Below are 16,295 nucleotides of genomic sequence, written 5' to 3' on the forward strand. Positions count from 1 at the left end.
CTTATGACATCGCTTTAGCAACTTCAGCAGAGCTTTCACGAATTTTCTCCATACACTCTCTTGCTTCTTTTGCAAGTTCAACACTCTGATTAACATCCTCTAAACCGCTTTTAATACTCTCAACCACTTGTGATGTAACATTGCGAATAGAATTAATCGTAGTGGTAATTTCATTAACCGAATGCCCTGTTCTTTCAGCTAAATTTCTTACTTCATCAGCAACAACAGCAAAACCTCTACCATGTTCACCAGCACGTGCTGCCTCAATAGCAGCATTTAAAGCAAGCAGATTAGTCTGATCAGCAATATCACTAATAGTTTGAATAATAGATTTAATTTCATCTGATTGTTGATTTAAAGAGGAAACAAGATTTGAACTTTGAGACATCATATCAGCAATATTCTGAACATTTGAAACAGTGTTTTCAATTACACGATCTCCATCTTGAGTAAGATTATCATTTTTTTCTGCAAGTTCGCTTATGAGACGAAGTTTTTCTTGATCTTTTTTAACTTGTTCGCTTATATCTGTAGCAAATTTAATAACCTTGTAAATTTTTCCATCATCATTTTTAACCGGATTATAACTTGCTTCAAGGTATACTTTTTTATTATTTCTTCCGTATCTTATATATTTACCTGATTGAAATTTACCCTCTCTTAAATCTTCCCAAAATTGAACATAGTCCTTAGAGTGTCTATAATTAGAATCACAGAACATACTATGATGCTTTCCTTTAATCTCATCAATATTAAAATCCATAGTTCTTAAAAAATTTTCATTAGCCGTAATAATAGTCCCATCAGGTTTAAATTCAATAATAGCCATAGAACGATTAGCAGCAGCAATAGTATTTCTAAGATCAAGCATTTCATAATGTCTTTGAGTTATATCATTGGCAAATTTAATAATTTTATAAACATAACCATTATTATCACTAATTGGAAGATAATTTGCTTCTAAATAAACATCTATCCCTCCCTTAGCTATACGTCTAAAAAGACCACTTCTAGCTTTTCCATCTCTTAAATCTTTCCAAAAATCACTATATGCTGAAGAATTAACAACTTCAGGCAAACAAAACATACTATGATGCTTACCCTTGATCTCTGAAAGGGAGTATTTCATAGTTGTTAAAAAATTTTGATTTGCCTCTAAAATAACGCCATCGGTAGTAAATTCAATTACCGCCATGGTATTCCCAATAGATCTTAAAATATCTCCTAAACCATTACATTTTTTTTCAAGTTGTTCAATTATTTTAGTATTATTTTTCTTAGCACCAAACATAAAACTCACCTTTTTAATAATAAATTATTTTAAAATTATATCATATTTATATAGTATTATTTACTTAAAATTATATTAATTTATAAGTTAAATATATCCTTTAAACCTACAATAATCATCTTAAACCCCATAGCAACAATAAATACTTGTGCTATACGAGAAAAAACATGTAAAATCAATTTTCCAACTATTTTTTCTATAGTAGCTGCAAAATGAAAAAGTATAAACATAAAAATAAAAGCTATCATTACTCCGCCAAGAGCAACATCAAGCCCACCATCTTCGGCTATAACAATAACGCTAGCTAAAGTTCCAGGCCCAACAAGCATAGGAAATGCCATAGGTATTAAACTCTGTCTTAAAATTTCCTTATCATCCATATCTTGATAAGAACTAAAATCCTTAGTTGCAATTTTTGTTGAAAAAAGTAAATTTTTAATAGCCATTATAATAAGAACCAAACCACCAGAAACCCTTAAATCATCCAATGAAACTCTAAAAATATAGTTCATAAATAAAGGTCCTGATAATAAAAACACCAAAACTATAGTAAAAGCTGTATAGAGAATAGTTCTAAAAAGTTTTTTTCGAAGCATTAAAGGCAATCCATCACTCATAGCCAAAAATTGAGTTAAATTACCAAAAGGATTTAATATAGCAAGTAAAGTAATTGCAGCAAAAAACATCAAATAAAGCTCAGAACCCATACTAGAAAACACTATCAATCCTTAGTTTTTACAAATTCCAAAGAAATAGAATTTACACAATGTCTTACATTTTTAGCAGAAAATCCTTCTCCTTCAAAAACATGACCTAAATGTCCATTGCAATTTGCACATACAATCTCGGTTCTAATCCCATCTTTATCAGGAATTCTTTTAACAGCCCCTTTTATTTCATCATCAAAGCTAGGCCATCCACAACCTGATTTAAATTTATCTTCGGATTTATAAAGCGAAGCTCCACATTGCTTGCATTGATAGATTCCTTTTTCATAAAAATCATTATATTTCCCACTAAAAGGAGCTTCTGTTCCTTTATTTAAAATTACTTTTTTTTCTTCTTCATTTAATTCTTTCATGATCTACCCTTGTAAAATAATTTTTATATTATATAATTAAATTTTCAATTTTAAATGATAAATTTTTATAATTTTCAAGAAAGTTTTAAATGCAAAAAGAATTTTTTCAAGAACTTCAAGATATTTTATATGAAAAAAATATAACTATAAAATTTCACTCTTTTCAAAATTTTTATGAAGACTTTAAAAGCCACAAATTGATTTTTAATCACGAGCATCAAAGCATTTTCAAAAAAAATACATCACAACAAATTACCTTGCTTCATCCTACGCGTATAAGAAGGCCTAAATTTGTCAATTCAACTCATGCGCTTGCTAAAATAATTCATTCAGTCGCTCATATAGAATTTAATGCAATTAACCTGGCTTTAGATGCGAGTTATCGCTTTAAAAATCTACCTTTGCAATTTTATTACGATTGGCTGGAGGTAGCAGATGAGGAAATTAAACATTTCAAACTTTTAAATTCAGCACTTAAAGAACTTAGTTACAAATATGGAAATTTTCCAGTGCATGATAATTTAGAATCTGCTCTAGAAGCTACAAAAGACTCTTTAAGCTTTAGAATGGGAGTAGTTCATAGAGGTTTAGAAGCTAAAGGGCTTGATGCCAACCCCTTTGTTGTTCAAAAACTTCAAAGTTCCAATCATTCCATTAAAAATCTTCTAATGGAATATCTTGAAATTATACTTAATGATGAAATAAAACACGTTAAAAAAGGAGATACTTGGTGGAAATTTGCAAATCAAAACAGGTATGATTTTATTGAGCTTTGCAAAACATTTAAACAATTCTCTCTTGCGGGAAAAAAACTTAACATTCAAGCAAGAATCAAAGCTGGCTTCACTCAAGAAGAATGCGAAGTCATTGAAAAATTTTACTCTTGATTTCTTATCTTAAATTTTGAAACGATAATGGTATATAAAACCCGAATAATTCCATAAAGCACATACAAGCTTGCTAAAATTACTAAACTTTCAAGAGGGTAAAGATATAAAAATGAAAATATTATAATTAAAATAATCAAAACTTTTAAAACACTAGAACGATTAAAATCAAGCTTTTTAAAACTAGGATAACGTATATTACTTACCATTAAAAGCCCTAAAATTGCTTGAAGCACCAAAAAAACTACGCCATAAGGCTTTAAAAAATCATAACTGATAAACGCATAAGTCCATATAGCACTCACAACTGCTGCAGTAGGTATAGGAAGACCTATAAAAACGGAGGGTTCATAAGTGCCTGTGGTAACATTAAATCTCGCCAAACGAATAGCTCCAAAAACCACAAAAAAAGCTGTAATCAAAGATCCAAGTTTTCCAAAATCATAACCTATCGCCATATAAAAAAGAACCGCTGGAGCAACTCCAAAAGCTACTAGATCAGCCAAAGAATCAAATTCTACTCCAAATTTTGAAGTAGAATTTGTAAGTCTTGCAACACGGCCATCAAGCCCATCGCAAATCAAAGATAAAATAATATAAATCAAAGCTGTATAATAATTTCCATGTATTGAAGCTATAATAGAAATAACCCCTAAAAAAGCTGAAGCAGCTGTAAAAAGATTGGGTAAAATATAAATTAGTTGCGGTCTGTTATTCATTATTTTTCCTTACGCAAAATAGCCTAGCAATGAACCTGCTTTAATTTCATCATTTAAGCCTATATGAATTCTAGTATCTTTTGGTAAAAGTAAACTTATAGAGCCATTAATTAAAAAACCCATTCTATCTCCTGCTTTTAAATCATGAGAAATATTATCAAGCTTTAATTTTCTATCAAAAGAACCTGCATAGATTCGCAAGGCTATCGTTTTATTCTCTTTAACTTTTGCCAAAATAAAAGCTCTTTCATTCATCATTTTTGCAGATTTTAATTCACTGCACAAAAAAAGCCCATGTCGTAAACGAACATCTATTATAGACATTGCAAAAGGTGTATTAAAATTTCCAGCATCATAAAGAGCATTTTTAATAGTAATTTCAACACATTCACCCAAATCTTTATGATGAATATTTTCTATTTTAGTAACCCTACCATCTATAGGTGCAAAAATAGCTTTTTCATCACTACAAACAAGTTCTCTTTTGGGTGTTCTAAAAAGAAAAATACAAATTACAATTAATGTTAATAGTAAAATGGAAAAAGAATAAAAAATCCATACAAAAATAAAAATCAAGCTTAAAATAATAAGGCTTAAATATCCATCTTTTGCAATAAAATCTTTCATTCTTCTACTTTAACTTCAGTTTTAACTTCTTCGAGTTCTTGTAAACGAGTTGGTAGACTATTTTGATCCTCAAACTCTTTAATAATCTCGCGCACTTTATTACCTTCAATAGTTTCTTCTTCATAAAGGGCTGCAACCATAGTCTCAATCGCTCCCTTATAAGTATTTAAAGTATCTTTAACATCTTTATAGCGTTCATCTAAGGTTTTCTTTACATAATCATCTAAAGATTCTGCCATCTTTTCAGAATAATCTTTGATAGTTTGTCCACCACTTAAGAAAGTATTTCTTTGTTTTTCAAGTACCATAAGTCCTGCAATTTCACTCATACCATACATAGAAATCATAGCTTTTATGATATCGGTTGCTCTTTCTAAATCATTACTTGCACCCGTTGAAATTTCACCTATAAACACTTCTTCAGCTGCACGACCACCCAAAAGTACATCTACTTCAGCGATAAGTTCATGTTTTTGCATTAAAAATTTATTTTCCTCAGGAGTATTTAAAGTATAACCTAAAGCCGCAAGACCACGCGGAATCACAGAAACCTTACTTACACGTTTTGCGCCTTTGGTAGTTTCAGCAATCAAAGCATGACCGCATTCATGATAAGTAACAATTTTCTTTTCTTTTTCATTAATACGACGTGATTTCTTCTCAAGCCCTGCTATAGCTCTTTCAACAGCTTCAACTAAATCATTTTGTTCTACATATTTTTTAGAATCCCTACCCGCTAAAAGCGCTGCTTCATTAATAATATTTGCAAGATCAGCTCCTGCAAGCCCTGCGGTTAAGCGTGCTATATCTTCTACTTTAACTTTTGGGGAGATTTTGACATCTTTCATGTGCACTTTTAAAATATCACACCTACCTTTAAAATCAGGTTTATCAACTAAAACTTGTCTATCAAACCTTCCTGGTCTTAAAAGCGCTGCATCTAAAACTTCTGGGCGATTTGTTGCTGCTAAAACAATGACTGGGGAACTTTCTGTCCCAAAGCCATCCATTTCAGCCAAAAGCTGATTTAAAGTTTGCTCTCTTTCATCGTTTCCACCCATCATGCCACTTGCTGCACGACTTTTACCAATAGCATCTATTTCATCTATAAAAACAATAGCAGGAGCTTCTTTTTTTGCATTTTCAAATAAATCTCTCACACGAGAAGCACCTACACCCACAAACATTTCTATAAAAGACGAACCTGAAACACTAAAAAACGGCACATCAGCTTCACCTGCAACTGCTTTTGCAAGCAAAGTTTTTCCTGTACCTGGAGGCCCAACAAGTAAAAGCCCTTTTGGAATTTTAGCTCCCAATTTAATATATCTTTCAGGATACTTTAAAAAATCTACAATTTCTTTTACTTCTTCTTTAGCTTCTTCAACACCAGCTACATCGCTAAATTTTACTTTAGGTTTTTCTGAATTTACAAGCTTCTTAGAACTTCCTATACCCAATATAGAACTTCCCATATTTTTTTGCATACGACTTGCCAAAAACATCCAAATACCAAAGAAAATAAATACTGGCAAAACCCATGAAAAAAGTATATCCGTAAACCAATTTGTTTCAGAATACGCACCATAAGCGATATTTTTACTATCTAGTAAACTCACAAGCTCAGGATCATTAACTTTTTTTGCTGTATAAACAGTATTGTGAGAGCTTGAAATCGCTTTGATTGTTGTTTGTCCTATACTAACTTGATTGATTTGTCCACTTTCAATAAGCTTTTTTAACTCAGAATAAGGGACATTTTTATTTACTTCATTGCCATTCAATGCCCCGCCAAAAGAACCATTGCCATCAAAAAATCCCTTAAAAATAATTATCATTACAATTGCAAAAATCGCAAAAATAAAAATGGGATTTTTGTTAAAAAAATTATTACCCTGCGGATTACCCTTATTATTTGGGGTATTATTATTCATTACTTATCCTTTTTTATTATTTTTATATACAAAACTACACCACTCATTGATTTGCATTTCATCAATGAGTTCCAAATCTTGAAATTTTTCTTTAATTCTTGTTGAATATTTATCTAAAATTCCTGACAAAATAAGTATAGCATTATCTTCTAAATGGTTTTTAATATCTTTTTCTAAAATTAAAATCACATCTGCAATGATATTTGCAACAATTAGATTATATAAACCATTTGCTTTATCTATAGATCCACACCAAGCTTTGTGAAAATCGACACCATTTAATCTTGCATTTTCTAAAGAACTATCAATAGCCAACTCATCAGTATCACAAATTTCAACATTACAGCCAAACTTTGCCATAATAATACCCAAAATTCCACTACCACAACCAAGATCTAAAGCTCTTAATTTACTTTTAGAAAATTTTTGTAAAAATTTTACACAAGAATATGTGCTTTCGTGATGTCCTGAGCCAAAGGCTAAGGCTGGATTAATCTTTATATTTATACAATTCTTCTTTTCTTCTTGCCAAGTTGTATGGATGTAAACATTATCCACTAAGATAGGTTTTATGCCTTTTTTATATTCTTGTATCCAGTCCTTGTTTTCTTTCTCTACAAGACTTAAATTAGAAATAATTTTATGGTTTAAATTGAAAGTAGTTGTAAGTTTTTGAGCAAATATTTCAAGTGCCCATGAAAACTCTTCTAAACTCTCATGGGATCTAATGTAAACACCATTATCTTTCTCTTCTATGGCTTCTATACCTAAATCAAAAGCAAAATCAAGAAATAAATTTTTATACTGCTCTTCTACGATAAAGAACAATTCATAATATTTTTTTTGCATTTAGAATTTTAAAAATCAGCCTTTACTCAGCTGCACCTTCTCCACTTCCTGTTCCTAAAACATCTTCAAGTTTTTCCTTTAAAACTTGTGGAGTAAAAGGTTTTACAATATAGTTATTTACGCCAGCTTTTAAAGCAGTAATCACTTCAGCTTTTCCGCCCTCAGTCGTAACCATGATGATAGGCATATCTTCATATTTTTTCTCTGCTCTTACTTTTTTTACCAACTCCAAGCCATTCATTTCTGGCATATTCCAATCTGTAATTAAAACTTTTACATCTTCATTTTTAGTTAATAAATCCCAAGCTTCAACGCCATGCTCAGCTTCTAAAACATCATCGTGTCCAAGTCTTGTTAGGGTATTTTTAATAATCCTTCTCATAGTAGAACTGTCATCAACAACTAACAATTTCACAATTTCGTCCTTTCAAAGTTTTTATAGTTTTATTTTACCCTTTTTAGCCTTATTAATCAAGCTAAAAAATTTTAAAAAACAGCATTATATCATCTTTTACTTAAATTTTTACTCAAATATTATTATTTTTATACTTAACCGTAAATAAATATACACTTAAACCTAAAAGAAGCAAGCTCACTCCACCGATAAGATAAATCGCATAAATCATCTGAGAAAGATCACCAATAGCAAGTTTAAATACCAACATCAAAGCTTCTATAGCTAAAGCAATGATAATAGAACCCAAAAATCTCACCATAGTTTTTTGAATTCCACCTTCTTCTTTTTTTGTCCTTCCTAATACTTCTTGTTCGATCAAAGTTTTTGCCAAATCAAAAATAGCTAAAGCCAAAGTTATAGCGATGGTACTTTCAAACATATGTTCTATACCTATAGCTTGATTATCAAAAAGACTAAAAAAACCTTTTTGAAATAAAAAACAAGTAATCACAAATAAAACCAGTGCGAAGCAAAAATATACCGAACGACTAAATTGAGTAAAAACAAATTCAAATTTTCCTGCTTGAATAATCTTTAAAATATCTTCAAGTTTTATATCAATACAAACAACAAAAAGCAAGTTATTTTTATCATCGTAAATTGGCATAGAAGCTGTCACGCAAAGCTCATTATTTAAAACCGAAGGATAAGGATCGCTCAAAACACATCGTCTTAATTTTACAGCTCTATAAAAATAAGAACGAGTACTTCTATCCTCACCCTGTCCTATTTCATGAGCCTTATTTAAGGAAATCGCATTTTCTATTTGCATGCCTGAAATATCTAAAATATACAAAGCATCAAAAACAACAACTTCATGAGCTATTTTATCCAAAGCTGTTTTAATCGTTTCAAGGTGAATGTCAGGAAGTTTATTGGGCAGATTTCTTGTTAAAATATAACTCATATAAGCCCTAGCACGATAGCGATTATCTTCAAATCTTTGTATATCTTTTATATACATTATACGCCTTCTTTATTGTGTTTAAATTCAGGTACAATCTTTAATAAAGCCTCTGAAATATCTTCACATATTTGTAAATTTTCTATCTCTTTATTAAGCCAATCAAGATCAACCTTCTCATTCTTTGCTACAAAAATACTCTCATATTGCGTTTTAGCATCATTTTCATCAATCAAAAGCTCTTCATAAAGCTTCTCACCTTTTCTTAAACCTGTGATTTTAATTTCTAAATCATTGCGATTAGAAAGTAAAAGCATTTTTTTAGCTAAATCTATGATTTTCACAGGCCTACCCATATCCAAAACAAAAAGCTCTCCTCCTTTTGCGATAGCTCCAGCCTGTAAAACAAGTTGCACTGCCTCAGCCACAAGCATAAAATAACGCACTATATCAGGGTGCGTTAAAGTTAAAGGCTCATTATTGGCAATTTGTGCTTTAAATTTCGGTATCACACTACCACTAGAACCTAAAACATTACCAAAACGCACACAAGCAACTTCAAAATTTTCATCACTCATACTTAAAGTATAAAGCTCACAAACTCTTTTAGTGCAACCCATAATATTTGTTGGTCGCACTGCTTTATCTGTACTTATCATCACAAATTTAGCTACTTTATTTTCTTTAGCACTGTCGCATAAAATTTTAGTTCCTAAAATATTATTGATTACTGCTGAATGTGGATTTTGTTCGCAAAGAGGCACATGTTTATAAGCGGCTGCATGTAAAATAAGCTCAGGTTTATAAGTTTTTAATACCTCATCTAAACTTTGCTTATCTAAAATACTCAGTAAAATAGGAGTAATTTTTTCTTTATATAAATTTAAATCATCATTGATCTTATAAAGATTATACTCACTATGATCAACCATAATAAGATGCTTAGCACCAAATTTAATACATTGCTTACAAAGTTCACTGCCTATAGTTCCACCTGCTCCACTTACCAAAACTACCTTGTCTTTTAAAAAAGCCGCCACAGCACTATCATCTAAATCTTTTGGTTTTCTAGCAAGCAAGTCTTCTATACTGATATCTCTTGCTTCGTTTCTTGTAAAAGAAAATATTTTTACATCACAAATACCATAAGCTACAAGTTCTTCAAAAAGTTTTTTAAGCTCTTCTTGTTCAAGTCTTAAAGCAATAATGGCAGTTTTTACCCCTTGTTCTACATAAGATTTTATTTTTTCTTTTTCTTCTACAATAAATTTATCACAATAAGTCCCTATAAGCTCTTTTCTCGCATCAACTACGCCTACAGGAAAAAGCCCTAAAGAACCTTCTTTTGCACCTTTTAACAAATGCAAAGCCTTAGAAGTTGCCCCTACTACAATACAAGGAGTTTCTTCTTCTTTCATTCTAGAAGGTTTAAAATCCACAAGCATTCTTTTGCTAATTCTTAAAGTACCTATAAACATATAAGAAAGAACAAAATCTATCACAATAGCACTTCTTGGAAAAGGATTAAAAAAATCACTAAAAAAATAAAAAATAAGAAAAAAACAAAACTCAGCTAAAAGCAAAGCGATAAAAATTTTTCTTGCTTCATTGAGAGAAAAAAATCTCCAAGCTACTTTATAAATTCTAAAAACAAACAAAAATGAAAGTTTTAAAACAAGCAAAATAATAGCAGAAACCATCATACCATGATAAAAAATACTCGGAATATCTCCACTAAATCTCAAAGAAAAAGCCAGATAAACGCTAAGTAAAATTAAAACAATATCTGAAGTTAAAAAAAATGCTAATCTTTTGCTTTTATAAAAAATCATTTTAAGCCTTTATGCTCTTTAAGATCAGTTTTGAAATTTCATAAACATCATCTTTACTCATCGCCGTGCCACTTGGCAAACAAATTCCTTTTTGGAAAAATAACTCACTATTGCCATTAAGATAAGCCTTAGCTCCTTTAAATACTTCTTGAGCGTGCATAGCTTTCCATAATGGTCTTGTTTCTATTTGTTCATTTTTCAAATCTTCTATGAGTTTTGAAATTTTTGGATGCAAAGTAATATTTTTTTGACTGATATTTATATCTTTTTGACAAGAATTAAGTTCATTTTTATCAAAATCAATCAAAGCTGTACTTAACCAGCGATTGCTTCTTGAATTTTCTAATTCATCTAAAAAGCTAAAACACTCTCCTAAAAATTCTTTATACCACTCATAAATTTCTCTTTTTTTAAGCACTCTTTGTTCTAAAACCTCCATTTGCGCTACGCCAATAGCTCCTAAAACATTGCTTAAGCGGTAATTATAACCATAATCTAAATGTTCATAATGCAAACAATTTTCCCTAGCTTGAGTGCTATAAAATCTTGCTTTTTCAATCTTTTCTTTATTTTTTCCTATAAGCATACCTCCACCTGAAGTGGTGATAATTTTATTGCCATTATAAGAATAAGCTCCAAATTCTCCAAAAGTTCCTAAAGCTTTATTCTTATAAAAACTTCCTAAAGCTTCAGCAGCATCTTCGATTAAAACAATTTCATTTTCTTTGCAAATTTCAACAATTTCATCCATTTTAGCCGCATTGCCATAAAGATGAGTTAAAATCAATGCTTTTGGTTTTTTTTCACATTCTTTAATAGCAAGCTTTAATAAATCTACATCGATATTATAAGTTTCATCACAATCTATAAATACAGGTTTTGCTTTAAGATAACAAATAGGTGCTACTGAAGCGATAAAAGTAAAAGAAGAAGCCAAAACAATATCATCTTGTTTTACCCCTGCCACCCTTAAAGCTAAATGCAAAGCCACTGTGGCTGAATTTAAAGCTAAGGCATTTTCACTTTTACTGTAAGCCTTGACACTTTGTTCAAAGCGATTTACAAATTCACCCAAAGGTGCTATATAATTGCTTTTGAAAACTTCTTCTATATATTTTAATTCATTACCACCCATATGCGGAGGAGAAAGAAAAAATCTCATGATTTATCCTTTGTGTAAAACAAAATTTTTATAAATTGACTCTATTTTACCTAAAAAAATTTACAAAGAATCAAACAAAAATCTTTTTATAATCATTTCATATTTTTCTTTTTGCAGGTACTCCCACAAAAACACCTTTTTCATCTTGATTTTTAACTAAAGTTGCTCCACCACCTAAAATACTATCATCTGCCAAACTTAAATTAGGCAAAACACAAGAATTAGTCCCTAAAAAACAATTTTTACCAATTTTTACATTACCTGCGCATTTAGCCCCTACACTCACATGAGAAAATTCCCCTATCACACATTCATGTTCAATCACACTTGAAGTATTCAAAATCACGCCTTTTTCTATTTTGGCTTTAGCATTAATTACCACGTAAGGCATGATTAAAATTCCTGCATTTTCTTCTATACTTGCACTAGGACTTATAAGCGCGCTTTTATGGATAAGATTGACAATTTTAAAGCCATTTTCTGAAATTTTTTGATAAATCTTTTTTCGAATTTCATTGTTTCCTATAGCTATAAAAAAATCATATTTAGGTAAGGTACTTTCAAATTTCATTCCTTTAAAATCATCTAAAAAAATACATTCTTTATAACCCATATTTTTAGCCACATCTTCACAAACAAGCCCATGACCACTAGCACCATAAATATAAATTTTTTCAGTTCTTGCCATTAAATTTCTCCGTTGTAACATGTCCTTCTTTGCTTACCCCACTTCGTTTTAAAACCTTTAAGGCTGTTAAAAACATGATTTTTAAATCAAGCAAAAAAGAAATATTTTTCACATAATACACATCAAGTTCGAATTTTTTCTGCCAAGAAATAGCATTTCTACCATTTACCTGCGCCCATCCTGTTATACCTGGACGCACTTTATGACGCAATTTTTGCTCTTTATTGTAAAGAGGCAAATACTCAACCAAAAGAGGTCTAGGTCCAACAAAACTCATATCCCCTTTTAAAACATTAAAAAGTTGCAAAAGCTCATCCAAACTTAAGCTTCTAACGATTTTTCCAAAAGCTTTCAAACGCAATTCATCGCTTAATAACTCACCCTTTTCATCTCTTTCATCGCTCATGGTTTTAAATTTATAAATTTTAAAAATTTTTTCATCTAACCCGGGACGATTTTGGGTAAAAATCACACTTCCTTGAGTGATTTTTAAAAGTAAAGCAGTGATTAAAATCACCGGAGAAAAAAGCACCAAAAGCACTAAAGCTAAAATAAAATCAAAAATTCTTTTAAAAACTTTTTCATACATTCTTAATTACCCTATCATAAAGTTTTAAATAACGCTGTGCGATTATATTTTCATCGTATTGTAAAGCATCTTGGGCGGCATTTTTAGCTAAATTTAATCTTAATTTTTCATCTTCTAATAAAAGTGAAATTTTTTCGCTTAAATCTTTAGCATTTTTTGTTTTTGCCCAAAGTCCATCATAAGCATTAGAAATAGCCTCCACACAACCTTCACAATCACTCACCACTATAGCCTTACCGCAAGCTTTTGCCTCCAAAACACTTACAGGAAAGCCTTCTTTATAGCTTGGCAAAACAAAAATATCACAATTTTGCAAAAGCTCGACTATATCACTTCTAGCACCCAAATAATGCACCACGCCAGAGTTTAAAAACTCCAAACTCGCACAAGAAGGATTTTCATCTCTTCCACCAACTAAAACAAAATTTGCTTTGTCTTTTAGCATAGTAGCACTTTCATAAAATTCTTTTACACCTTTATGCCATAAAGCTCTTGCTATCATAAGTACAATGGGTTTTTTATCTATGTTTAAATTTTTCCAAAAAAGCTCTTTTTTTTCCGATTCTACATAAATAGGAAAAAATTTTTTTAAATTGATCCCTACAGATTTTATCACGCAAATTTTATTTTCTTTAAGTCCTAAATTCCGCATAAACTCAGCATTACTTTCATTGACAAAAATAAATTGGTGCGCAAATTTAAAACTTAATTTATAAAGACTATTAATAACAAAACGCACTAAATTTGCCTTAAAACCTTGATCTATATAAAAAGATCCCAAGCCTTCTACCAAAGCAAAACGATAAGGAATTTTTGCCCATTTTGCTGCTAAAATTCCAAAAGTATTGCTTTTGTGTGCCGCACTTTGAATAAAATCAAGATTTAAATTTTTCAAAACCTTAGCAAGATAAAAAAAATTCTTTAAAACCACAAAAGGATTTAAACTAGCTCTTGAAAACTCATAAACAATTACTTTTAAGCCAAGATCTCTAAGTTTTTGCGTGTATTCATCTTGCGGCACTATAACAAAAACTTCGTCTTTTCTATCTTTTAACGCTTTTATAATAGGCATTCTAAAATGATAAATACTCGCTCCTGCATGTGATAAAAATCCTATTCTCATTTTCAACCCTTAAATTTTAAGTTTAAAAACCTTAGCATCTCTAGAATTAATCACCAAGTCAAATAAATTCTTATCATAATTTCCCAAAAAAAACATTTGCACATAAGCACTATTAAACATGGTTTTATCCATTAAAATAAATTGTGCATAAGGAATAGCACTATCCTTTAAATAAAAAATATAAAACTGAGCCTTATCATCGATTGGAGTGATTTTGTATTCACCTTGTTTAATAGAATTAATCTCTACGATACTATTTACAGAAACCACATTATCACCTATTTTAAAACTTCTAAAATCATCACTTAAAACCACTCCGTTGCTAAGATAAATTTCTCCATTTTTAACATCAAGTGGATAAGCTGTACTAAAAGTAAAAGGTTTATCCAAAACTCCTGTATCTAAATTAATAAAAGAAAAACTAGCCACCGTAGAAAAAATCAAAGACATTCTAGCGGGCATATAAAGATAAATATCACGAGTTTTTGGTGCATCGATTTTAAAATCAGGTTTTGATAATGAAGCTAGAAATAAATCCACATTGCTTTGATTATAATCTTTCATCATGGCTTGTAAAATGTCTGATTTTAAAATATCATTTTGCGGAGCATAAAAGCTTTTTTCTGTATATTCTACACTAAGTCTTGCCATATTAGCCGCAGCTTGTTCATCTTTGCTTAAAGCAAAAGAAGGGAAAAAATTATCCTTACCTAAATGCTTTCCACCATCTACTAAAGTTTTCACATCGCTATAATAACGCACAGGATAACCATAATCCCACCAAGTTACCACATAATCTTCTCTATTGGCTATATTTTTTAATTGATTTAATAATGATGCTTCATTTTGAGAAAAAACTGTTGGCGCTTTATAGTTGTAAATATGGATAAATACTGGAGCTAAAGTCAAAATAGTTGCAAAAACAATACAAACATTTGAAGTTAATTGGCTATATTTTTTAACCAATATAGACTTAAACTCGCTCAATAAAAAACCAAATCCTAAAGCCATTACAGGTACAGAATAAATGGTAAATCTAAGCCCCCCTTTTAAGGCTAAAAACCCAAGCACCAATATAGGTAAAGCCATAATCATACTTTTATGTTTTCTCAAAAGCCATACAAAACCAAACAAAGAAAACAAGAAAACAATTTCACTACCGCTAATTCTTCGCATAAATTCGCTAAGATCTACATTTTCAACTTCTTGTATGGTTTGATTGACATTAAAATACATAAAGCCCTGTGTTAAATTCACACTTTCATCACTTCTAAAAATATAAAATTTAAGCTGATAAAGTATGGGATCAACCCCACCACTTAAAATCAAAAATATCAAAGTTGCACTACCTAAAATTCCTATAATCATAAAATTTAAGCGTTTTTGCTCTAAGGCGAATAAAGCAAAAAGTATTACTATAATGGCACTTTGATAAAACCATGCTATATTTGAAAGAGTAAGAGAAGACAAAATCACAGCTATATAAAAAATCTTTTCTTTTCTATGAAAAATAAGTGTATAAATTAAAAAAAGTCCAATTAAAGCTACATTTAAAGTATAACTTGAAGGATACCACCAAAGATAAATCCCTATAAATAATGGCAAGGCAATCAATGAAAAAAAGTCTTTTTTTAAAATCATTCTTACCATAAAAAATAAAATAAACATAGGTAAAACAATTACCAGCATATCCGTATCATAATACCCACTCATAGTGCGATTATAATAACTGTTTGCTACACTTGCTAAAAGAGCAGCTACAAAGCCCATTAAAGGGCGTTTGTATTCATTAGCTAGTAAAATAATAGGAATCACCACCAAAGAAGATAAAAAAGTACTCATATATAAAATGATACTTTCAAAAGAAAAAGGTGTGATTTTATAAAGCCAATAAGTAAGCGTAGATAAAGAAGATCCATAATAACTCAAATCATTAGGCTGATGAAAACCTGCTATCATATCTCTTGCGCCCTCAGCAAAAGCATAGCCATCGTTTGAAATGATCATTAATTGATTATTGAAAAAATACTCGTTAAACTCACTTGCCCACCAAACCCAATAAAACCTGCAAAATACACTAAAAACATAAGCTAATACAATCATCGCAAACAAAACTAAATAAGGGTTTTTTAAATACTCTTTTTTCAACATC

The 16,295-nt window shown here is 30.4% G+C and carries 16 protein-coding genes; 1 reads left to right on the forward strand and 15 read right to left on the reverse strand.

The window, feature by feature from the left end; all coding sequences use genetic code 11:
* Position 1: 1 nt before the first annotated feature.
* The 3 genes from cetZ to FBF11_RS05440 form a co-directional block, all read right to left on the reverse strand.
* Complete coding sequence (gene cetZ / locus FBF11_RS05430) at positions 2-1,291, reverse strand: energy taxis response protein CetZ (protein WP_002860211.1); 1,290 nt, start codon at positions 1,289-1,291, stop codon at positions 2-4.
* 80 nt (positions 1,292-1,371) lie between these two features.
* Positions 1,372-1,998 carry a MarC family protein gene (locus tag FBF11_RS05435; protein WP_002860212.1) on the reverse strand — a complete coding sequence of 209 codons (627 nt, stop codon included), beginning with the start codon at positions 1,996-1,998 and terminating at the stop codon, positions 1,372-1,374.
* Positions 1,999-2,012: 14 nt separating this feature from the next.
* Positions 2,013-2,372: a methionine-R-sulfoxide reductase gene (locus FBF11_RS05440; protein ID WP_002826104.1), complete on the reverse strand. Its 360-nt coding sequence runs from the start codon at positions 2,370-2,372 to the stop codon at positions 2,013-2,015.
* 89 nt (positions 2,373-2,461) lie between these two features.
* Between FBF11_RS05440 and FBF11_RS05445 the strand changes: the two genes are divergently transcribed.
* On the forward strand, positions 2,462-3,259 hold the full coding sequence (locus FBF11_RS05445; RefSeq protein WP_002870128.1) for a ferritin-like domain-containing protein: 798 nt from the start codon (positions 2,462-2,464) through the stop codon (positions 3,257-3,259).
* Here the strand turns inward: FBF11_RS05445 and pssA are convergent.
* From pssA to pglB, 12 genes are all read right to left on the reverse strand, one after another.
* On the reverse strand, positions 3,250-3,978 hold the full coding sequence (gene pssA, locus FBF11_RS05450) for a CDP-diacylglycerol--serine O-phosphatidyltransferase (protein WP_002859122.1): 729 nt from the start codon (positions 3,976-3,978) through the stop codon (positions 3,250-3,252). The genes FBF11_RS05445 and pssA overlap by 10 nt on opposite strands.
* A 9-nt stretch (positions 3,979-3,987) precedes the next feature.
* Entirely contained in the window at positions 3,988-4,605 is a 618-nt protein-coding gene (locus FBF11_RS05455) for a phosphatidylserine decarboxylase (protein ID WP_032586289.1), read from the reverse strand.
* The gene (gene ftsH / locus FBF11_RS05460) at positions 4,602-6,539 is read right to left on the reverse strand and encodes an ATP-dependent zinc metalloprotease FtsH (RefSeq protein WP_002853468.1); all 1,938 of its coding nucleotides are present in this window, start codon (positions 6,537-6,539) and stop codon (positions 4,602-4,604) included. Before ftsH ends, FBF11_RS05455 begins: the two co-directional genes overlap by 4 nt.
* Before the next feature lie 3 nt (positions 6,540-6,542).
* A complete protein-coding gene (locus tag FBF11_RS05465; RefSeq protein ID WP_002852657.1) occupies positions 6,543-7,388 on the reverse strand; it encodes a 50S ribosomal protein L11 methyltransferase in 846 nt (281 codons plus the stop codon).
* A gap of 22 nt (positions 7,389-7,410) precedes the next feature.
* Positions 7,411-7,803: a chemotaxis response regulator CheY gene (locus tag FBF11_RS05470; RefSeq protein WP_002866134.1), complete on the reverse strand. Its 393-nt coding sequence runs from the start codon at positions 7,801-7,803 to the stop codon at positions 7,411-7,413.
* 112 nt (positions 7,804-7,915) lie between these two features.
* Positions 7,916-8,809, reverse strand: coding sequence for a PDC sensor domain-containing protein (locus FBF11_RS05475; protein WP_002856519.1), 894 nt, complete (start codon positions 8,807-8,809; stop codon positions 7,916-7,918).
* Positions 8,809-10,581, reverse strand: coding sequence for a UDP-N-acetylglucosamine 4,6-dehydratase (configuration-retaining) (gene pglF / locus FBF11_RS05480; protein WP_002855851.1), 1,773 nt, complete (start codon positions 10,579-10,581; stop codon positions 8,809-8,811). The genes FBF11_RS05475 and pglF overlap by 1 nt, the downstream gene beginning before the upstream one ends.
* Position 10,582: 1 nt before the next feature.
* Entirely contained in the window at positions 10,583-11,743 is a 1,161-nt protein-coding gene (gene pglE / locus FBF11_RS05485) for a UDP-N-acetylbacillosamine transaminase (protein ID WP_002870126.1), read from the reverse strand.
* 97 nt (positions 11,744-11,840) lie between these two features.
* On the reverse strand, positions 11,841-12,431 hold the full coding sequence (pglD, locus tag FBF11_RS05490; RefSeq protein ID WP_002870125.1) for a UDP-N-acetylbacillosamine N-acetyltransferase: 591 nt from the start codon (positions 12,429-12,431) through the stop codon (positions 11,841-11,843).
* Positions 12,418-13,020, reverse strand: coding sequence for an undecaprenyl phosphate N,N'-diacetylbacillosamine 1-phosphate transferase (gene pglC, locus FBF11_RS05495; protein ID WP_002852766.1), 603 nt, complete (start codon positions 13,018-13,020; stop codon positions 12,418-12,420). The genes pglD and pglC overlap by 14 nt, the downstream gene beginning before the upstream one ends.
* A complete protein-coding gene (gene pglA, locus FBF11_RS05500) occupies positions 13,013-14,143 on the reverse strand; it encodes a N,N'-diacetylbacillosaminyl-diphospho-undecaprenol alpha-1,3-N-acetylgalactosaminyltransferase (protein WP_002868618.1) in 1,131 nt (376 codons plus the stop codon). Before pglA ends, pglC begins: the two co-directional genes overlap by 8 nt.
* Positions 14,144-14,152: 9 nt before the next feature.
* Positions 14,153-16,294: an undecaprenyl-diphosphooligosaccharide--protein glycotransferase gene (pglB, locus tag FBF11_RS05505; RefSeq protein WP_168977464.1), complete on the reverse strand. Its 2,142-nt coding sequence runs from the start codon at positions 16,292-16,294 to the stop codon at positions 14,153-14,155.
* Position 16,295: the final 1 nt, after the last annotated feature.

This window comes from Campylobacter sp. CFSAN093224, from assembly GCF_012897395.1.
Lineage (GTDB): Bacteria > Campylobacterota > Campylobacteria > Campylobacterales > Campylobacteraceae > Campylobacter_D > Campylobacter_D jejuni.